Here is an 18,763-nt window from a genome sequence, read left to right on the forward strand (position 1 = left end):
CGTTCAGTCGTGTCGTACCGGGCGAAGAGACAGGGAACGAGGTCGGAACGGGTGCGGTGGTATCCGCGGACGCTGGCCGGCCAGGCGGCGGCACTCGCGCTGGCGGTCTTCGTGATCGTCGTCGCCGCCGAGAGCATCCTCGCGGCCGTCGACGCGCGCATCGACGGAGACCGAGCCGCGCGGGCGGAGGTGACCGCGGTGGCCGTCAGCCTCGCGGAGTCGCCGTCGACCGTCGCCGCACTGACGTCCCCGGACCCGAGCACGGTGCTCCAGCCGGTGACCGAACGCGTGCGCGCACAGACCGGGATCGCGTTCATCACCGTGCTGGCACCGGACCGCACCCGCTACACCCACACCGACCCCGGTCGGATCGGTGAGCCGTACCTGGGGACCATCGACGCGGCGCTCCGTGGGCAGACCATCACCGAGAACTACACCGGAACACTCGGGCCGTCGATACGCACGATCGTTCCCGTCCGCACCGCGGACGGGACGGTGGTGGGGATGGTGGCCGCGGGGATCACGCAACGCACGCTGACGTCGGCCTGGCGTGGTCAGCTGCCGTTGATCGCACTCGCCGCGCTCGCGGCCCTCGCGACCGCCGTGGCGGGCATCTGGTGGATTCGCCGTCGCCTGCTGCGGCAGACCGGCGGTCTGGCCCCCGACGAGCTCCGGTTGATGTACGACCATCACGACGCCGTGCTGCGGTCCGTCCGCGAGGGGCTCGTCGTGGTGGAGGACGGACGTCCCGCACTCGTCAACGAGGAGGCGCAACGCCTTCTGGGCATCGGGGCCGACACACCGGCACGAGAGCTCCCGTCGTTCCTCACCGACCGCGGTGAGATCTCCGACGAGCTGTACGCCGACCGCGGCCGGGTGTTGCTGGTGAGCCGGTCCCCGGTGTCCGGTCGTCGACGGTCGTCGGTGATCACCATCCGCGATCGGACCGAGTTGTCCGAGGCGATGGGGGAACTGGATTCGATGACGAGGTTCGCCGAGGCGCTCCGTTCGCAGGCACACGAGGCGGCCAACCGTCTGCACACGATCGTGGCGCTGGTGGAGATGGGCCGGCCCGACGAGGCGATCCGGCTGGCGACGACGGAATTCGAACTGTCCCAGCAACTCATCGATCGGATGACCCAGGCGGTGGCCGAACCCGCGCTCGTGGCCCTGCTGCTCGGCAAGACCGCGCAGGCGGCCGAACGCGGAATCCCGCTCACACTCACCGAGGACTCGCAGGTGAGCGACACCTCCACGCAGATCCTGTCGCCGGGGGAGATGATCACCGTCGTGGGCAATCTCATCGACAACGCGCTCGACGCCTGCGACCCGAACGACCCCTGGGTCGAGGTCACCGTCGTAGGGGACGACCGCACGCTCGACATCGTCGTCGCCGACAGCGGCGCAGGCATGGACGACGAACTGTTCGCCCTGGCGACCACGCGCGGTTATTCGACGAAGTCGGGCGGCGACGACGCGGGACGTGGACTGGGCCTCGCGCTGGTGTCACAGGTCGTCGCCAGGCACCACGGTTCGATGACCGCCGAGAACACCTACGGATCGGTCATCGCGGTGCGTCTGCGTGCCGAGGCCGCGGAGGACGGCCGATGATCCGCGTCCTGGTCGTCGAGGACGAGCCGGTCATCGCCGAGGCGCACCGGGATTATCTCGCGCGTCTCGGGGGGTTCGAGGTGGTGGACGTGGTCTCCACTGCGCAGGAGGCGCTGCGGGTGGCCAACACCGAGCCCGTGGACCTGGTGCTCCTCGACCTCGGCCTACCGGACGCCCGCGGCGTCGACCTGGCCTCGGCACTGTCGGGGGTGCGTCCGGCCCCCGACGTCATCGCGATCACCGCTCAGCGTGATCTGGCGACCGTCCGCAGCGCGATGTCCCGCGGGGTGCTGCTCTACCTGCTGAAGCCGTTCACGTTCGCGGCGTTCCGCGAGAAGATCGAACAGTACCTGCGGTACCGCGAGGCGCTCACCGGCGATGCCGACGCGGTCAGTCAACGGGATGTGGACCGGGCGCTGGCCGAACTGCGGACGAGCGACACGCGACGCTCGGCGAAGAAGGGCGCCGCTCCGCAGACCGAGGACGCCGTGAGCCGGGCCGTCCGCGACAGTCCCGACGGGCTCACCGCATCGGAGGTGGCCCGCGCGCTCGGTTCCTCGCGGGTCACGGCGTGGCGATACCTGGAGCGTCTCGCCGACGACCGAGTCCTCGAACGCGACACCCAGTACGGCTCGGCGGGCAGGCCGCAGGTGCGCTATCGGTGGCGGCGGCGCTGACGACTTCGACGGTCAGCGGTAGGTGCGCACCAGGGGGCAGGTGAACGGATCGCGGTGGCCGAGACCCACCTGGTTCAGATAGCGGATGACGATGCCGTACGAGGCGACCAGGGAGGTCTCGGTGTAGGTCACGCCGTGCAGTGCGCAGTGGGCGCGCACCAGTGGCTGGACCTTTCGCAGGTTGGGTCGCGGCATGCTCGGGAACAGGTGGTGCTCGATCTGGTAGTTGAGGCCGCCCATCATCACATCGGTGAACAGACCGCCCCTGACATTGCGCGACATGAGCACCTGGCGACGCAGGAAGTCGACACGTAAGTCCTTGGGCACCAGCGGCATTCCCTTGTGGTTCGGCGCAAACGCGCCGCCGAGCAGCGTTCCGAAGACGCCGAGCGCGACAGCGATGAAGCACACCGCCTGAACCGGCGTCATCACGAGGAACGGCACCGCGAAACCGAGACCGAGGCGGAGCACGATGAGACCGATCTCCAGGGCGCGGTGGGGTATCGGCGTCCGCGCGGTCAGACCCTGGATGCTGGCGATGTGCAGGGACACTCCCTCCAGCGTCAGCAACGGGATGAAGAGCCAGCCCTGACGGCGTGCGAACCAGCGACGGAAACCGGTGCGGGCGGCCGCGTATTCGGGCACGAATGCGATGGGACCGTCCGCGATGTCGGGGTCGACGCCGATCTGATTGGGGGCCCGGTGATGCCGGTTGTGCTTGTTGCGCCACCAGTGCAGCGACAGGCCCGCTCCCGCGGCCGCGAGCAGTCGGGCCGCCCAGTCGTTCGCACGGGGAGAGGAGAACATCTGCCGGTGGGCTCCGTCATGGCCCAGGAACCCGAACTGGGCGCTGATCACCGCGGCCACGACCGCGAGCGCGAGTTGCCACCACGTCTCGCCGAGGACGACGACGAGCGCCCACACAGCCAGGAACGCGAGGACGGTGAGAGTGATCCGGTAGGCGTAGAAACCGCGCCGGCGGTCGAGGAGGCCGGACTCGCGGACCTCCGCGGCCAGATCCGTATAGGAACTCACGAATTTCGTGCTGCCGGCGGTGGAGGCGTCGGTGGGGGACATCGGGGGCCTCATGGCCTTCTGTCGGTGCCGATTACGCCGTCAGTCGTCGGAGACCGGGGCGTGTCACGAAAGTCATGAACCGGACGTCGAGGGTCACGGTGGCAGCTCCAGTATGCCAGAGATGGCCGCATCCCATCCGGCGCCGGCTTCGCGATCTCGAAGGAGGCGTACACTCGAGAGACGGGACCGGGACGAGTCCGGCGGAATCACCGCCCACAGCACCGGCCCTCCGACCGCACCCGTTTGCGGCGGAGTCAGGCAGTCACATGATCAATCCGTCCCCACAGTCGCGAGCACGCTGATGTCCGCGCGTATGGATCTCCCGCCGATCGCCCGCCGGCTCAACGAACGTCTGACCGAGGGCGTCGGCGACAGTGGGCTCGACGCGCAACTCGTCGCCATGCTCCACGAGGTGCGCGCGCTCGTCGTGAACGCCGTCACCGAACTCGAGAACGACCAGATCATCAGCAGCTCGCTATCGCGTTGAGCGCCAGCACAATTCTCCCGGCGACGAACGTGTGCCGCCGGGGCAACCGAAAGGGGCCGTCATGACGGTCATCATCGGGGTCGTCATCCTCGTCGCGGCAGTGATCGCGACCGTGGTGGGGTTCCTCGCCAACAACGGAAGTGCACACGCATTGCCGTCCGACAGTTTCGCCGTCTTCGGCTATCACGTCACCGGAACCACCGGGACCCTGCTCCTCCACGGAGTCGTCCTGGGGGCCGTGGGCATGCTCGGTCTCGCCCTGATCCTGGCCGGGGCCCGACGGTCCTCGCGCCGCGGACGAGCGGCCCGGCGCGACCTGAAACGCTCCGAACAGCGCGTGGCCGCATACGACAGCGACGAGAGTGAACGGACCCACCATCAGTCGGCAGTTCCCGCGGCATCGTCCGGGGCGCCGCACCGGGCCGGATCTGCACGCAACTGGCGACACCCGCTGGCCAGCCGATGAACGCCGAAGCCGCAACCGCGGCCGTCGAATCCCCGGAGGCCGAACGCTTCTCACTCAAACCCGAGGGTTCGGCCCGTGGCTCGGTCGATGGTGCGTGGTGGCCGGAGACGCACGATCTCGCCACGGAACTGCCGGCGATCGCCCGCTCCGTCGGCCGCCGACTGACGCGACTCGAACGCGTCGGCTATCACCTCGTCGACTGGGATGCGCCCGCCGCGGGCAAGACCACCTGCAACGGGGACACGGTGCGCCTGGAGGGTTTCGGGGCATGGACACCGGGCATCGTCCGCTTCATGGGCCCGGGTGGAACGCTGTCGGTCACCCTGATCGGTGCGGACACCGACCCCGAGACGGCGCGCGCCGTGATGGCGCGCGCCGCGTCGCCGGACAACATCGAGTCGTCGGAGACTCTCGCCGGTAGCCACGCCGACGCCGGTCCCACCCGGGTCCCGACGCCGCGGTAGGGCTCAGCCCTCGGCGTCGCGGGCGCGTGCCCGCAGCGACCTCGCCACACCGTCGCGGCCCTCGGAGATCAGTCTCTTGAGGGCGGGCGGGTGGTCCGCGGCGAGGAACTCCTCGGCCAGGTCCAGAGCTCGCTGCGACATCGCCCAGCTGGGATACAGGCCGACGACAACCGTCTGTGCGACCTCACTGGATCGACGCGCCCACACCTCGGGCACGGCGTCGAAGTACTTCTCGACGTACGGCTCGAGCAGTTCGGCCTGGCCAGGCCGGGCAAAGCCGCCGATCATGGTGCGGGTGTAGACGTTCGAGAGGGTGTCGTCCTCGATGGCGCGAGTCCAGGTGTCCGCCTTGGCCTCCGGCAGTGGACGTGCGGACCGAGCCAATGCCGCCGAACGGGTACCGGTCGCGGTGTTGTCGCGCTCGGCCTCGGCATCGATCAGCGGTGTCGACGACGGGTCGGGGTCGATGGCCCCGGCGGTCGCCAGCGCGGTCACGAGCTTCCAGCGCAGGTCGGTGTCGACCGCGAGTCCACCGAGTTCGTGGTCCTCGGGGGCGGCACCGTCGAGCAGCGCACGGGCCACGTCGATCTCATCGTCGTTCAGCGCGCCCGCGAGCCAGGTGCTGACGAAGGCGAGCTGATGGTCGGAGCCGGGTTCTGCAGCGCGCGCGAGCTCCAGCATCCGCGCACCGAAACCGGGCCGGCCGGTCGACGACGCCCACGCCGGATCCGAGTACGAGTCCAGTGCGGTCGTCGCCTGCAGCAGAACTCGTTGGACCACACCGATCTCGGTCTCCGCGGCGATCCCGCGCTGAACCAGTTCGACGAAGTCGCGGGCCCGCATCTCGGCCTGCCGCGTCATCTCCCACGCCGCCGACCAGACGAGAGTTCTCGGCATCGGGTCGGTGATGTCGCCGATCCGACTGGTGGCGGTGGCGAGTGACTCCGGGTCGAGCCGCACCGACGCGTAGGTCAGGTCACCGTCGTTGAGCAGAACCAGGTCTCCACGCGCCACCCCGACGAGCTCGGAGACGTCGGTGCGTTCGCCTTCGACGTCGAGTTCCACGCTGTGGGACTGCTCGAGCGCACCCGATCCGTTGTCGGCGTAGATCCCGACGCGCATCCGGTGGACGCGTGTCTCACCGGCACCCGGCGCCGCACCGTCCTGGACGATGGTGAACCGGGTGAAGGCGCCGGTGTCGTCGACCTCGAAATCGGGTCGCATGACGTTGATGCCCGTGGTCCGCAACCACTGGTCGCCCCAGTCCGACAGGTCTCGTCCCGACGACTTCTCCAGTGCGCCCAGCAGATCCGAGAACGTGGCGTTGCCGAACCGGTGCGCGGCGAAGTAGTCACGCAGCCCGGCGAGGAAGTCCTCGAGGCCGACGTAGGCGACGAGTTGCTTGAGTACCGAGGCGCCCTTGGCGTAGGTGATGCCGTCGAAGTTGACCTCGACAGCCGCGATGTCGGGGATGTCCGCGGCGACGGGATGGGTCGAGGGCAGCTGATCCTGCCGGTAGGCCCATGATTTCTCGACGTTGGCGAAGGTGGTCCAGGCGCTGGTGTACTCGGTCGCCTCGGACTGGCACAGTACCGAGGCGAAGGTCGCGAAGGACTCGTTGAGCCACAGGTCATCCCACCACTGCATCGTGACGAGGTCGCCGAACCACATGTGGGCCATCTCGTGCAGGACGGTCTCGGCGCGGCGTTCGTAGAGGTATTTGGTGACCCGGGACCGGAACACGTAGTCCTCGAGGAAGGTGACGGCACCCGCGTTCTCCATCGCACCCGCGTTGAACTCGGGGACGAAGAGCTGATCGTACTTCCCGAACGCGTAGGGGATGCCGAAGTTCTTGTGGTAGAACGCGAATCCCTGTTTGGTCTCGGTGAACAGGGGTTCGTCGTCCATGTACTCGGCCAGCGATGCGCGGCAGTAGATCCCCAGCGGGACATCACCGTGCTCGTCGGAGTAGACGTCGGTCCACTCGGCATACGGACCGGCGATCAGTGCGACGAGGTAGGTGCTCATCGGTGCGGTCTCGCGGAAGCGGTGGACCCCGCCGGTCACGGGTGTGTCCTCGTGAGCCGCGTTGGAGATGACCTTCCAGTCCTCGGGAGCGGTGACGGTCAGCGTGTAGGTCGCCTTGAGATCGGGCTGATCGAAGCAGGCGAACATCCGCTTGGCGTCCGCGGTCTCGAACTGCGAGTACAGATACACCGAGTCGTCGGACTGATCGACGAACCGATGCAGGCCCTCGCCGGTGTTGGAGTACGCGCAGTCGGCGACGACGGTGAGTGTGTTGTCGGCGGCCAGCCCCGACAACGGGATACCGACGGATTCGTCGAAACCCGCGACGTCGAGGTCGGTGCCGTTGAGGGTCGCCGAGATCAGGGTCGGCGCGACGAGGTCGATGAACGTGTCGGCGCCCTCGGTCGCGGAGAACGTGACCGTCGTCGTCGACCGGAAGGTCTCGGTGCCGGGTGCGCCGGCACCGTCGGTGAGGTCGAGCTCGATGCGATAGTTCGACACGTCGAGAATCGCTGCGCGTTGGCGGGCCTGGTCTCTGGTGAGGTTGGGGGCAGTCACGCAGGCCAGCTTATCCAGGTGATGGACTCGGCGAGGGCCGGCCGAGTCCGGCCGGCGCGAGAGCGGCTCGTGCCAGCGCACCCACCTCGGCGATGATCCCTGCCCTGGCACGAAGCCGTGGCGACTCGAACACCTCAGCGGTCAACCCGAACAGCGCCTGCGCGAGGGCGTTGGCGTCCGCTGGTGACAACGAGGCATCGCCGTACCGGATCGCATCGATCCACAGCGCCCGATGGTCGAGCTGCGCGGCGCGCAACCGCGCCTGATCGGACTCGGGCAGGTACATGAGGTCGCGGGTGAACACGGCCATGATGCGGCCGTGGACGCCCAGTGAGTACTCCACGAACACGTCGATCAGCGCATCGAGGGTGTCGGCGTCGGGGACATCGGCCAGTGCATGGGTGGACACGTACATGATGCCGTCGACCCCACGCCACAACACGGCGCGTAGGACCTCGGCCTTTCCCGACACCTCCTGATACAGGGTGGCCACCGAGACGTCGGCCGCGCGGGCGATCTCGTCGATGCGTACGTCGTGGAAGCCGCGCTCGGAGAACAGCTGCGCTGCTGCATCGAGGATGCGTTCGCGGCGGGCTGACGGACGGCGTCGTCTCCGGACATGCTCCCCGGCACGTCCGGGGTCGGGGCCCGCCGGTAGATCGCACGCGATGATCGCGTCGGCAACCGCGCGCTGGATCTGGATGAGCCGAGCCGGTGGAAGCGAACCGCGCATCTCGGAGGTGTTGGAATACACACTCAGCACCGCGGCCCCGAGGAGCTCCGCCTGGTCCGGGCTCACCTGCGGTCGAGTGTCGGCGATCATCGCGGACAACCGGTCGCTCAGACGCACGAAACTGTCTCGCATGGAGCCGGATTCGTCCGGCTGGAGATGATGTTGCTCGCGACGCCAGAGGGTGGAGACGTCGTGATGCGCCGCGAGGTGGCCGATCCCGTCGAGGAACTGCGAGAGCCGTTCGGCGGGGGAGCGGCCCCGGGTGATCGCGTCGGTCACGAGTCCCTCGACAAGGTCGACCTGCGTCGCCAGGGCCTGCACCAGGATGTCGTGTTTGCTCGGGAAGTGACGGTAGACGGCCGGACCCGTCAGGCCGACGGCAGCGCCGATCTGCTCGATGCCGACGTTCCGATACCCGGTGTCCTGGAAGAGTCGAGTCGCGGCGCGGACGATCTGCTCCGATCGCGGACCCTGGCTGCCCTCGTGTGCGCCCGGGCGGAGGGCGGGCTCCTCCGGAAGGGGCGGGGTAGACGGCATCGATCCAGGTCCTGTTCGTCGACGGCCCCTGCACCATCTCACATCGTCATGGCCGTCGGGCGTGTGTGTCCACAGGTCACCGGGGGTCCGGACATCGCCGGGAACACTTCCCGGCAGGGGTATGTTGACCTCGACCGACGGCGTCGCCGGTTCGGCGCCGGACTCATCGTGTCAGCGACTCCGAGAGGACGTTTCATGTCAGAGCAGTCCCAGACCACCGATCGCGTCGACTTCTGGTTCGATCCGCTGTGTCCGTGGTGCTGGATCACCTCCCGCTGGATCCTCGAGGCGGAGCAGGTCCGTCCGATCGACGTGAACTTCCACATCATGAGCCTCGCCGTCCTCAACGAGGGCAAGGACATCCCCGAGGAGTACCGCGAGGGACTCAAGCACGCCTGGCGTCCCGTACGGGTCATCGCCGCGGCGGCCGCGCAGCGGGGCGATGAGATCCTGGCGCCGCTGTACACCGCGATGGGCACCCGGATCCACAACGACGGCATCAAGGACTTCGACGAGGTGATCTCGGGGTCTCTCGCCGAGGTGGGGCTCGACGCGTCACTGGCCGAGGCCGCAGACAGCGACGAGTTCGACGACGCCATCCGGAAGAGTCATCACGCGGGCATGGACAAGGTCGGCGACGACGTCGGCACCCCGACCATCCACGTCAACGACGTCGCTTTCTTCGGGCCGGTCCTGTCACGAATCCCTCGTGGGGAGGACGCGGGTCGGGTGTGGGACGGTGCGCTGGCCCTGTCGTCCTATCCGCACTTCTTCGAACTCAAGCGCAGTCGCAACGAGGACCCGCAGTTCGACTGACACACTCGACGCCCGCTCGCGCGGGAGTGCGGTGCGCGGATCAGAACCGTGGTGGGGGTTCGATTCCGTTGGGCAGCGAACCGGGGACGAGCCCGGCCGGATGTGGTGGCGGTGGTACCGCCACCACGTTCCCGCTGCCGACCCCACGCACGATCCGGCGCGGACGCAGCAGCATCGCCCCAGGCCGGCTGCGGTCGCGCAGCGCCGCAGCGCGCCAGGTCAGTACCGGGTGAGAGGACATCGCGTTGGTGAGGAACGTGAAGAATCCGCGCTCATGGGTCGCGCGGTCGGCGAACTGATCGAAGTCGACCGCCGACAGCATGTACTTGCCGGCCGCCAGGACCCCGATGGCGCCGGGTGCACCGGCGGGCCGGGCGTAGTAGCCGTAGTTGTCGGCGCTGTACTCCTGCGCCCGCGACAGCGCGGCGCCCAGGACGGGGATGTTCATGCCGACGATCGTCGACAACTGCCGCCAGTACGACGTGTGTCCGGCAGCGATGTGGCCCACCTCGTGCCCGATGATGAACTCCAGTGCTTGCGGGTCTCGGGCGGCGCCGCCGACCTCGAAGAGGTCTGAGTACACGACGACGAACCGACGGAAGCCGTGGCCGGAGGCGAAGGCGTTGATCGCGCCGTTGCCGAGGACGACGTAGGCGTCGGGTACGTATTCGAGTCCGAAGCGGGCGGCGGCCTCGACGACCATGCGGTGTCCGTCGGGGAACTGCGTCGGGGTCATCTGAACTCCGTTCACCCGCGGTGAGGCGTAGGTCAGGCCGCGGATCACGAACAGCAGGACCGGAAAGATCAACGTGCCCAACAAGAGCTGATCAAGGGTGCCCGTCGCGACGAGGGCGATGACCGCCCCGTACCCCAGGATCGTCGCGGCCACCACGACGACCAGAGTGGGGATCTCCCAGGGGTGCAGCCGAGGACGGACCGCGTACTGTGCCGGCCGCAGCCATCGTCTGTTCGGATCGGCGGGGCCGGGAGGCGGCGGGTCGGCCAGACCGGGGACGTTCGGTATCGGCGCCGACCGGCCCGCGGCGCGATGCACCCGGGCAGTGATCTCGGTGTTCCCGCCCGCTGAGGCCTGAACCGGCGGGTCGGGCTCGCGGGGGATGGGCGGGGGCGTGTCCACGTTGTCAATCTATAGTGGCGCCATGCGTGTCTATCTCGGTGCCGACCATGCCGGATTCGAACTCAAGAACCAGATCGCCGACCATCTGAAGGCCGCGGGCCATGAGGTGGTGGACTGCGGGGCACACGTGATGGATCCCGCCGACGACTACCCGGCGTTCTGCATCGACGCCGCGGCCCGCACCGTCGCCGACCCCGGGAGCCTGGGAATCGTGTTGGGCGGCAGCGGCAACGGCGAACAGATCGCCGCCAACAAGGTCCCCGGCGCCCGATGCGCCCTGGCCTGGAGCGTCGAGACCGCACAGCTCGCCCGCCAGCACAACAATGCCCAGCTGATCGGCATCGGTGGCCGCATGCACTCGACCGAGGAGGCGCTGGCCATCGTCGATGCGTTCATCGCGACGCCGTGGTCGGACGAGGCGCGCCATCAGCGGCGAATCGACATCCTCGCCGAGTACGAGCGGACCGGCCAGGCGCCGCCGGTACCGGGAGCACCGGCCTGACCGGTGCCCGAAGGTCACACTCTCCACCGCCTCGCCCGCCGGCAGAAACGTCTGTTCGGCGGGCAGGATGTTCGTGTGAGCAGTCCGCAGGGCCGCTTCGCCGACGGCGCCGCCGAGGTGGACGGGATGCGGTTCCACGCCGCCGAGGCGTGGGGCAAACACCTCGTGCACCGGTACCGGGACGGTCGCGTCGAGAAGCTGATCCACATCCATCTCGGGCTCTACGGGTCCTTCACCGAATTGACCGTCCCTCTCCCGGAACCGATCGGTCAGGTACGTCTCCGTATCGAGGGCGAGTCTGCAGGAACCGATCTCCGCGGCCCCACCGCCTGTGAGATCTACCACCCCGCAGACCTCGAAGCGCTCATTGCCCGGCTGGGCCCCGACCCCCTTCGGCGCGACGCCGACCCCGAGCGGGCATGGGTCGCCATCTCACGCTCGACGCGACCGATCGGTGCACTGCTCATGGATCAGAAGGTCATCGCCGGCATCGGCAACGTCTATCGCGCCGAGATCCTCTTCCGTGCGGGGATCGATCCGATGCGCCCCGGAAAACGTGTTCTCCGAAGCGAATTCGACGAACTGTGGGCGGACCTGGTCGACCTGATGAAGGTCGGTGTCCGTCGCGGCCGCATCCACGTGATGCGCCCGGAGGACGATCACGGGGCTCCGTCCTACGCTCCGAATCGTCCGCGGACCTACGTGTACCGGCGGACCGGAGAGCCGTGTCGGATCTGTGGGACGCCCGTCCAGGTCGCGGAGCTGGAGGCCCGGAATCTCTATTGGTGCCCCGTCTGCCAGACCTGACCGGCCTCGGCCGGGTAGGTGTGGTTAGGCGAACCTCAGTAGCATCTAACCGAGCCGCGAGGTCTGTCCTCGCGCGACGGTCGGGATGAACCAGGGGGGCAGTGTGACAATCAGCGAAAGCATCCGGTCTCACGCCGGACTGATCTCGCGCGGGGAGGTGTCGCCGCTCAAGGACGTGCCGTTCCACGGTGCGGCGGACGCGCCGATCACCCGGCGCGTGCTCGCGGGAGAGAACATCTTCCCGGAGGCGGAGAAGCGTGTGGTCGCACATGAGATGCGGGCCGTGTCGGCCGCCTCGCGCGACTACTGCGAGCCGCACGTACACGATTGCGCGGAGATCAACATCCTGCTGTCTCTCGACCACCTCGTCTACGAGATCACCCTCGGCGACGAGGTCTACGAGGTCGAGGCACCGGCGAGCATCTACATCCCCGCCGGTCTCGTGCACAGCGCCAACGTGATCGAGGGCAGCGGCTTCTTCATCGCGATCATCGAGACCGCCGACTACGTGGCCAAGCCGCCGCCCGCCCGGGCATCGTGAGCAGGGGCTGATCCGCGCCGAAACTCAGTGATCTTTCAGCGGTAGACGCGGGCTGATCACATGTGGACTTGCCACTCTGGATGATGTGCAGCAATGTCAGCGGAGTCCATCCCTCGGTAACCCCGTCGCGAAAGCCACGGGCGTCGCGCCACGGATCACCGTGCTCGTGGTCGGCGGCACGGGAGAATCCCATATCGATGACACCCGGACACAGGTCACCGGTCTGCTCGCGGCGGTGGCCGACGAACTCGACGATCGATTCGACTGCCGATGGATCGCCTATCCCGCGAGCTATGGGCCTGCGCCGCACCGCGACGGTATGAGCTTCACGCAGAGCGTGGCGATGGGGGCGGACCGCCTGCGCCGCGCACTGGCCGACTCGCCGGGACCCGTGGCACTGGTGGGCTACTCGCAGGGCGCGGTGGTCATCCGCGCCGCGCTCGCCGAGTTGGGAGCCGACGGGTCGCCGGTTCTGGACAGAATCCTCGGCGTGGGTCTCGTCGCCGATCCGCATCAGCCGCCCGGCGTCGTTCCCGGCTGTGGAGGATGGGGTGTGGCAGGTCCGGGTGTCGACCTGCCACGCGGGGTGCCGGTGCACTGGGTCGGTGCGCCCGACGACATGATCTGCAACGCCGGCGCCGATTCGTTCGTCCGCGACATCGCCGACCTCACCGGTGGCATGACTCTCGCGGCGCTCGACCGGTGGGGGAGCAGCGCATGGACGGTGATGCGCGCGAACAGCTTCCAGAATGCTCGGCGCACATCGGTCCGTCCGTCCCAGTGGCGACGTGACATGCGCCGAGTGGCTTCGGCCTGGGGCGAGGTCCGCTGCTACCTCCCGTCGGTGATCCGCGTCAGCGGCGTGCGAGTGGTCAACACGCGGGGCGGCCGGCACACCTGTTACTGCTCGGAACCGTACCGACGGGCGTCCGTCACCGATCCGGCGTCGACGGGATGTCAGGTGATCGCGCAGTGGCTCCAGGTCCAGGCGACGTTCGGCGGTCTCGTCGCGGCCTAGTGTGCGGCTAATCCGGAACGGAGCAAGCCGGGACCCGACGACGAGGGCCGGTCACCTCGCGGTGACCGGCCCTCGTCGGATGACTGTGGTGTTCGACCTACGTGCCCTGGTACTTCGGGCCGATGGTGTTGCGAACGACGATCGGGGTGTCGCGCGGAACGTTGTCGTAGACCCACTTGCCGTACTCGGTGGTCACGTTGATGCAGCCGTGACTCACATTGCTGCGGCCCTGCTGATTGACCGACCAGGGGGCGGCGTGGATGAAGATGCCGTCCCAGGACATACGGGTCGCGTACTCGACGTAGGTGCGGTAACCCTCGGCGGAATCGACCGGGACGCCGTACGTGGACGAGTCCATGTACATGTCGCGGTACTTCTCTTTGGTGTGGTAGACGCCGTTCGGGGTCGGGTTCTTGTCCGAGCCCATCGAGATCGGCATCTTCTGCACGACCTTGCCGTTGTGCCACCAGGTGATGGTGTGGGTGGCGTCATCGGCGAGGGCGACGTACCCGGTCGATGTCTTCACGTTCGGCATCGCGGGGTCGGCCGGCTTCTCCTCGGTGGTGGTCGAGGACGGCGGCTGCGGAGCTTCGGGGGTGCTCGGCGCCGGGGGCGTCGGCAGGCCGGGGATGGCGGGGAGTTCGACGGGCGGCAGGCCCGGGATGACCGTGACCGGGACGGCGTTGGCGACTCCGGGCAGCGCGAGGGCCATCGCCAGAACGCCGACGACGACTGCGGTGAGTCGTCGAGCCGAGCGGCGGCGGACTGTCCGCGGGGTCGGCACTTGAGAATTCACGTGGTCGTACCTTCGGTTCGATGGAAAGGCCGCGCATCGGCCTGAGCGCGAATCCATCGTTACACAACCGTTGCCGACGGTCCAAGGTGTCGGGCCCGACGACTGACCCCACGATCACGAAGTGCGACTACGACGTGGCAAAAACCCGAGGTGACGGCGGCATGGGGGCAACACTGTGACGGTCATCACAGCTGGAGGCGCATCGATGTAGAGGAGCCGGTTCGGACCATCATCGTCGGCGTGGCCGCAGTGTCAAGCGGGTCGTTTGTCCCACTGGTGCTTGGCCTTTGACGGGCGTCGTCATGTGTCGGCCCGCCTCGGATCATGCGGGTTGCGGATGTTCCGTTCTGAGGTGACGCGCGGGTTGTGCGCAGGCCTCGTCGCGGCAGACGAGCATCACATCCACACGACCTATGCCTGCTTCGGACTCGGTGACATCGCGACGGAGGTAGAGGGGGGCGCCGCAGGACTGGCATCTGCGCTGGGTTTTGGAATGGCTGGAAGACATGGCTTCAGGGTACGCGCGATGTGGCGTGGATCACACCGCTGCTCACGGCGCCTGTGGCCCGTCCCGGTGTGGTCCGGTCAGAGGACTCGGAGTGGGTTTTGAGACATCAGGAATGGTTCGCGGCGTGCCGCCCACGGGGAGGAGGACCGTCAGATGAAGCAGTGTCCGCAGCTCGACGACGGAGAGGAGTGCTGTCACGTCCAGACGCCTCTCCGGAAAGAGGGGCGACCCACAGTGAGGAAAGTCGATGACCCGACTCCTGGCAATACTGACATTCACCATCGCGGCATTCATCGGGAGCGCAGGCCTCACCGATGCCGAGCCCTGCACGATGTCGCTCGGCAACGGGCAGTTCGCGCCGTGCCCACCGCCGATCGTCTCCACCGGTCCGGGAGATCCCGCTCCGCCCGGGCATCCCGCCGAAGAACCGGCACCCGAGATCACCTACGAGTACGAGGCGCCGCCCTGGCCTCCCGAGACCGAACCGCCCGCCGCGAGCTGACCTGACGCCCCGGAACACAGAAGGCCCGGAGGCGTGATGCCTCCGGGCCTGGTGGAGCGGGTGACGGGAATCGAACCCGCGTAGCTAGTTTGGAAGACTAGGGCTCTACCATTGAGCTACACCCGCGTTCGCGTACGGACCGGGAATCCGGAGCCGTGTGCGTTGACAGACTGTACCGGTAGGTGTGCCGGATTCGAAATCGGGGTCGGCCGTGCCCCGCTTCGGGCACCCGTGCGTGGAGTCGACGGATGCGGCACGTACTATCTTCTGTTGGCCCTGATGCGCGGTCGCCCTACGGGCTGCCAACGCGTGTTCGGACCGCGGGATGTGGCGCAGCTTGGTAGCGCATCCGCTTTGGGAGCGGAGGGTCGCAGGTTCAAATCCTGTCATCCCGACTTGATCGTTGTGGCCGACCCGGTCACCCGGAAGACGGCTGCCGAAACCGAACTTTCGCTGCCAACGCAGATATAAGGAGTATTCAGGCGTGAAGAGCACTGTCGAGCAACTCACCCCGACCCGAGTGAAGCTCAACGTCGAGGTCCCCTTCGAGGAGCTGTCGGCAGACTTCGACCGGGCCTACCGGTCGTTGGCCCAGCAGATCCGGATTCCCGGTTTCCGTCCGGGCAAGGCGCCCGCCAAGCTGATCGAGGCCCGCGTCGGACGCGACTCGATCCTCGCTCAGGTCGTCAACGACGCCATCCCGGCGAAGTACTCCGAGGCTGTCGCCGAGACCGAGACCAAGGCCATCGGCCAGCCCGAGATCGATCTCTCGGAGCTGAAGTACGGCGAGTCGGTGACCTTCACCGCCGAGGTCGACGTCCGTCCCGAGATCACCCTGCCCGACTACTCGACCCTGTCGGTCGAGGTCGACGCGATCGAGGTCGACGAGGCAGCCGTCGACGAGCAGCTCGAAGGGCTGCGTGCCCGCTTCGGCACCCTCAAGGGCGTCGAACGCGGAGTCGAGAACGGTGATTTCGTCTCCATCGACCTGGCTGCGACCGTCGACGGCGAGACCGTCGAGGAGGCGACCACCGAGGGCCTGTCCCATGAGGTCGGCTCCGGCCAGCTCATCGACGGCCTCGACGAGGCGCTCATCGGTCTGAAGGCCGGCGAGGACAAGGAGTTCACCACCAAGCTCGTCGCCGGCGACCACGCCGGTGAGGAGGCGCTCGTGAAGGTGACCGTTCAGTCGGTCAAGGAGCGCGAGCTTCCCGAGGTCGACGACGAGTTCGCCCAGATGGCCAGCGAATTCGACACCGTCGAGGAGCTGCGGGCCAGCCTCGCCGAGCGTGTCGAGCAGTCGGCGAAGTTGGAGCAGGCCAACAAGATCCGCGACGCCGTGCTCGACAAGCTGCTCGAGACCGTCGAGATCGCACTGCCCGAGAAGGTCGTCGACGAAGAGGTCGAAGGGCAGCAGCATCAGGTGATCCACGCTCTCGGTCACGACGACGAGCAGGTCGCCAAGTTCCTAGAGGCGCAGGGCAAGACGCGCGAGGAGTGGGACGCCGAGACCCGCGAGGAGGCCGAGAAGTCGGTCAAGCAGCAGCTGCTGCTCGACGCGATCGCCGATCAGCAGGACACCGAGGTCAGCCAGGACGAGCTGACCCAGCAGATCATCTTCACCGCGCAGCGATACGGCATGCAGCCGCAGGAGTTCATCCAGCAGCTGACCCAGGCCAACCAGGTCGGCGCCGTCTACGCCGACGTGCGTCGCGGCAAGTCGCTGGCGAGCATCGTCGGCGACGTCACCGTCACCGACTCGAACGGTGCGACCGTCGACACCTCGGAGTACTTCGGCGGCAAGGACGATGAGTCCGCCGACGACGCCGAGGGTGCCGACGCCGACAACTGATCGGCCGCCCGTTCGCAATTCCGTCCCGTCCAATCGCCGGTCCTCTCCGAGGGCCGGCGATTGGCGTCCGGCGGTGCCGCCGGTCCGCCACTGTGCATCGGTCGTTCATGGTGGCGACCGTGGTTCTGCTCTCAGCGAATAGGCGTGTCCTCGGGACTGTCGGCGGGTCCGCATTGGTTAGTGTCGGTGAGGACGTCATCAGACAGATCGGAAGCGTGTGCCTCACCCTCTTCGGTGTCGCACAGGTCAAGACAACAAGGCAAAGGTAGGAATCCGTGAGTGAGCCGACCATCCACACACCCGCGATGAGTTCGGGTGTGGCTGGGTTGAACCTGACCGATTCGGTGTTCGAGCGTCTGCTGCGCGAACGCATCATCTTCTTGGGCACCCAGGTCGACGACGAGATCGCGAACCGGTTGTGCGCGCAGATCCTGTTGCTGGCCGCCGAGGACCCGCAGAAGGACATCCACCTCTACATCAACTCGCCCGGTGGCTCTGTGACCGCCGGCATGGCGATCTTCGACACCATGCAGCTCGCCTCGTGCGACGTCGCGACGTACGCCATGGGCATGGCCGCCTCGATGGGCCAGTTCCTCCTCGCCGCCGGCACCAAGGGCAAGCGCCATGCCCTGCCGCACGCGCGGATCATGATGCATCAGCCGTCCGCGGGTATCGGTGGCACCGCCGCCGACATCGCGATCCAGGCCGAGCAGTTCGCGCTGACGAAGAAGGAGATGAACCGGCTCAACGCCGAGTTCAGCGGTCAGCCGCTCGAGAAGATCGAAGCCGACGCGGACCGTGACAAGTGGTTCACCGCCGCGGAGGCGAAGGAGTACGGCTTCGTCGACAAGGTGATCTCGCGCCCGGGTGAGTGACCCACAGCCGGTGATCGCGCGATCCAGCCACCTACGAGCCACCTCTACTCAATGGAGCAACACATGACCAACTCCCTTTCCTTCGACGGCATGCCCGCCGAGGTCGCCGCCGGAATCCCCTCATCGGCCTTGGCGCTCAAGAACATCGAAGCGCGCTACATCCTCCCGCAGTTCATCGAGCACACCCCCAACGGCCAGCGTCAGTACGACCCGTACGCGAAGCTCTTCGAAGAGCGGATCGTGTTCGTGGGCACGCCGATCGACCAGGTCGTCTCCAACGACGTCATGGCGCAGCTGCTCGTCCTCGAGTCGCAGGACCCCGACCGCGACATCACCATGTACATCAACTCGCCCGGCGGCAGCGTGCCGGACATGCTCGCCATCTACGACACGATGCAGTACGTGCACTGCGACATCGTCACCGTGTGCCTCGGCGAGGCGGCCTCCGCGGCGGCGATCCTGCTGGCCGGCGGAACGCCCGGGAAGCGTGCGGCTCTGCCGAACGCCACCGTGCTCATCCACCAGCCCCGTACCGGTGGCGCCTACCAGGGTCAGGTCTCCGACCTCGAGATCCAGGCGGCCGAGATCGAGCGCATCCGCGATCGTCTCGACGAGATCCTCTCCGGCCACACCGGCCAGGACAAGGAGAAGATCCGCAAGGACACCGACCGCGACAACATCCTGACCGCGGCTGCGGCCAAGGAGTACGGCATCATCGACGAGGTCTTCGAGTACCGCAAGAAGTCGATGAAGCGCTCGTGATCCGTCGG

General features: G+C 67.6%; 20 protein-coding genes and 2 tRNA genes. 15 read left to right on the top strand and 7 right to left on the bottom strand.

Annotated features, from left to right (window positions below; genetic code table 11):
• Nucleotides 1-51 precede the first annotated feature (51 nt).
• Nucleotides 52-1,611, top strand: a complete 1,560-nt coding sequence (locus ACSUZC_RS09670; protein ID WP_439032593.1) for a sensor histidine kinase — start codon at nucleotides 52-54, stop codon at nucleotides 1,609-1,611.
• Nucleotides 1,608-2,288 carry a response regulator gene (locus tag ACSUZC_RS09675; RefSeq protein WP_439032594.1) on the top strand — a complete coding sequence of 227 codons (681 nt, stop codon included), beginning with the start codon at nucleotides 1,608-1,610 and terminating at the stop codon, nucleotides 2,286-2,288. Before ACSUZC_RS09670 ends, ACSUZC_RS09675 begins: the two co-directional genes overlap by 4 nt.
• Nucleotides 2,289-2,300: 12 nt before the next feature.
• Here the strand turns inward: ACSUZC_RS09675 and ACSUZC_RS09680 are convergent, their stop codons facing one another.
• The gene (locus ACSUZC_RS09680) at nucleotides 2,301-3,365 is read right to left on the bottom strand and encodes a fatty acid desaturase family protein (RefSeq protein ID WP_004019599.1); all 1,065 of its coding nucleotides are present in this window, start codon (nucleotides 3,363-3,365) and stop codon (nucleotides 2,301-2,303) included.
• A 301-nt stretch (nucleotides 3,366-3,666) separates the two neighbouring features.
• On the opposite strand from ACSUZC_RS09680, the gene ACSUZC_RS09685 reads away from it, so the two are divergent.
• The 3 genes from ACSUZC_RS09685 (at nucleotide 3,667) to ACSUZC_RS09695 (ending at nucleotide 4,782) form a co-directional block, all read left to right on the top strand.
• Nucleotides 3,667-3,852: a hypothetical protein gene (locus tag ACSUZC_RS09685; protein ID WP_004019600.1), complete on the top strand. Its 186-nt coding sequence runs from the start codon at nucleotides 3,667-3,669 to the stop codon at nucleotides 3,850-3,852.
• Between the two features lie 61 nt (nucleotides 3,853-3,913).
• Nucleotides 3,914-4,318 carry a hypothetical protein gene (locus tag ACSUZC_RS09690; RefSeq protein WP_004019601.1) on the top strand — a complete coding sequence of 135 codons (405 nt, stop codon included), beginning with the start codon at nucleotides 3,914-3,916 and terminating at the stop codon, nucleotides 4,316-4,318.
• The gene (locus tag ACSUZC_RS09695; RefSeq protein WP_439032595.1) at nucleotides 4,315-4,782 is read left to right on the top strand and encodes a DUF5994 family protein; all 468 of its coding nucleotides are present in this window, start codon (nucleotides 4,315-4,317) and stop codon (nucleotides 4,780-4,782) included. Before ACSUZC_RS09690 ends, ACSUZC_RS09695 begins: the two co-directional genes overlap by 4 nt.
• A gap of 3 nt (nucleotides 4,783-4,785) precedes the next feature.
• Here the strand turns inward: ACSUZC_RS09695 and pepN are convergent, their stop codons facing one another.
• Together pepN and ACSUZC_RS09705 are read right to left on the bottom strand one after the other, a co-directional pair.
• The gene (gene pepN, locus ACSUZC_RS09700) at nucleotides 4,786-7,368 is read right to left on the bottom strand and encodes an aminopeptidase N (RefSeq protein WP_439032596.1); all 2,583 of its coding nucleotides are present in this window, start codon (nucleotides 7,366-7,368) and stop codon (nucleotides 4,786-4,788) included.
• Between the two features lie 10 nt (nucleotides 7,369-7,378).
• Entirely contained in the window at nucleotides 7,379-8,638 is a 1,260-nt protein-coding gene (locus ACSUZC_RS09705; protein ID WP_439032597.1) for a TetR/AcrR family transcriptional regulator, read from the bottom strand.
• Nucleotides 8,639-8,833: 195 nt separating this feature from the next.
• Between ACSUZC_RS09705 and ACSUZC_RS09710 the strand changes: the two genes are divergently transcribed.
• On the top strand, nucleotides 8,834-9,454 hold the full coding sequence (locus ACSUZC_RS09710; protein WP_439032598.1) for a DsbA family oxidoreductase: 621 nt from the start codon (nucleotides 8,834-8,836) through the stop codon (nucleotides 9,452-9,454).
• 40 nt (nucleotides 9,455-9,494) lie between these two features.
• Here ACSUZC_RS09710 and ACSUZC_RS09715 read toward each other — a convergent pair whose 3' ends face one another.
• On the bottom strand, nucleotides 9,495-10,520 hold the full coding sequence (locus tag ACSUZC_RS09715) for a M48 family metallopeptidase (RefSeq protein WP_439033063.1): 1,026 nt from the start codon (nucleotides 10,518-10,520) through the stop codon (nucleotides 9,495-9,497).
• A 94-nt stretch (nucleotides 10,521-10,614) separates the two neighbouring features.
• Here ACSUZC_RS09715 and ACSUZC_RS09720 point away from each other — a divergent pair, with 94 nt between their 5' ends.
• The 4 genes from ACSUZC_RS09720 (at nucleotide 10,615) to ACSUZC_RS09735 (ending at nucleotide 13,460) form a co-directional block, all read left to right on the top strand.
• A complete protein-coding gene (locus ACSUZC_RS09720) occupies nucleotides 10,615-11,094 on the top strand; it encodes a ribose-5-phosphate isomerase (RefSeq protein WP_439032599.1) in 480 nt (159 codons plus the stop codon).
• Between the two features lie 3 nt (nucleotides 11,095-11,097).
• Nucleotides 11,098-11,901 carry an Fpg/Nei family DNA glycosylase gene (locus ACSUZC_RS09725; RefSeq protein WP_439032600.1) on the top strand — a complete coding sequence of 268 codons (804 nt, stop codon included), beginning with the start codon at nucleotides 11,098-11,100 and terminating at the stop codon, nucleotides 11,899-11,901.
• Between the two features lie 103 nt (nucleotides 11,902-12,004).
• Nucleotides 12,005-12,442: a homocitrate synthase gene (locus ACSUZC_RS09730; protein WP_439032601.1), complete on the top strand. Its 438-nt coding sequence runs from the start codon at nucleotides 12,005-12,007 to the stop codon at nucleotides 12,440-12,442.
• 154 nt (nucleotides 12,443-12,596) lie between these two features.
• Nucleotides 12,597-13,460, top strand: coding sequence for a PE-PPE domain-containing protein (locus ACSUZC_RS09735; protein WP_439033064.1), 864 nt, complete (start codon nucleotides 12,597-12,599; stop codon nucleotides 13,458-13,460).
• 97 nt (nucleotides 13,461-13,557) lie between these two features.
• On the opposite strand, the gene ACSUZC_RS09740 is transcribed toward ACSUZC_RS09735, so the two are convergent.
• Nucleotides 13,558-14,172, bottom strand: a complete 615-nt coding sequence (locus ACSUZC_RS09740) for a L,D-transpeptidase family protein (protein ID WP_439033065.1) — start codon at nucleotides 14,170-14,172, stop codon at nucleotides 13,558-13,560.
• A gap of 406 nt (nucleotides 14,173-14,578) precedes the next feature.
• A complete protein-coding gene (locus tag ACSUZC_RS09745; protein ID WP_308192428.1) occupies nucleotides 14,579-14,764 on the bottom strand; it encodes a hypothetical protein in 186 nt (61 codons plus the stop codon).
• A 247-nt stretch (nucleotides 14,765-15,011) separates the two neighbouring features.
• Between ACSUZC_RS09745 and ACSUZC_RS09750 the strand changes: the two genes are divergently transcribed.
• Nucleotides 15,012-15,266, top strand: a complete 255-nt coding sequence (locus ACSUZC_RS09750) for a hypothetical protein (protein WP_439032602.1) — start codon at nucleotides 15,012-15,014, stop codon at nucleotides 15,264-15,266.
• Nucleotides 15,267-15,318: 52 nt separating this feature from the next.
• Here the strand turns inward: ACSUZC_RS09750 and ACSUZC_RS09755 are convergent.
• Nucleotides 15,319-15,392, bottom strand: a tRNA-Gly gene (locus ACSUZC_RS09755).
• A 195-nt stretch (nucleotides 15,393-15,587) separates the two neighbouring features.
• Here ACSUZC_RS09755 and ACSUZC_RS09760 point away from each other — a divergent pair.
• From ACSUZC_RS09760 to ACSUZC_RS09775, 4 genes are all read left to right on the top strand, one after another.
• Nucleotides 15,588-15,661, top strand: a tRNA-Pro gene (locus ACSUZC_RS09760).
• 89 nt (nucleotides 15,662-15,750) lie between these two features.
• On the top strand, nucleotides 15,751-17,118 hold the full coding sequence (gene tig / locus ACSUZC_RS09765; protein ID WP_439032603.1) for a trigger factor: 1,368 nt from the start codon (nucleotides 15,751-15,753) through the stop codon (nucleotides 17,116-17,118).
• Nucleotides 17,119-17,393: 275 nt separating this feature from the next.
• Nucleotides 17,394-17,993, top strand: coding sequence for an ATP-dependent Clp protease proteolytic subunit (locus ACSUZC_RS09770; RefSeq protein WP_439032604.1), 600 nt, complete (start codon nucleotides 17,394-17,396; stop codon nucleotides 17,991-17,993).
• Nucleotides 17,994-18,056: 63 nt separating this feature from the next.
• Nucleotides 18,057-18,755: an ATP-dependent Clp protease proteolytic subunit gene (locus ACSUZC_RS09775; protein WP_439032605.1), complete on the top strand. Its 699-nt coding sequence runs from the start codon at nucleotides 18,057-18,059 to the stop codon at nucleotides 18,753-18,755.
• Nucleotides 18,756-18,763: the final 8 nt, after the last annotated feature.

The organism is Gordonia terrae (assembly GCF_051789125.1).
Classification (GTDB): Bacteria; Actinomycetota; Actinomycetes; order Mycobacteriales; family Mycobacteriaceae; genus Gordonia; species Gordonia terrae_A.